Source organism: Phormidium sp. CCY1219, from assembly GCF_035615515.1.
Taxonomy (GTDB): Bacteria; Cyanobacteriota; Cyanobacteriia; order Cyanobacteriales; family Laspinemataceae; genus CCY1219.
In genome coordinates this window covers 1-203 of record NZ_JAJENT010000872.1, presented here as the reverse complement: position 1 = coordinate 203, position 203 = coordinate 1, and the positions used below count along the sequence as shown (strand labels likewise).

Below are 203 nucleotides of genomic sequence, written 5' to 3'. Positions count from 1 at the left end.
GAGGGCGGCTTGGTAGCACTCAATTGCCCGTTGCAGGTGGGCGGCGCGATCGCCGGTGGGCAGGTCCGAGTAGGCAGAACCCAGGTTGTTTTGGGTCATTGCCCAATCAGTCGGAGCGCTCTCGCAGGTCCAGACGGTGAGGGCGGCTTGGTAGCACTCAATTGCCCGTTGCAGGTGGGCGGCGCGATCGCCGGTGGGCAGGT

General features: G+C 65.5%; 1 protein-coding gene. It reads right to left on the bottom strand.

Annotated elements, in window-relative coordinates; all coding sequences use genetic code 11:
* A partial coding sequence (locus LKK83_RS28345; RefSeq protein WP_442957377.1) for a hypothetical protein occupies positions 1 to 203 on the bottom strand: 203 nt, incomplete at both ends.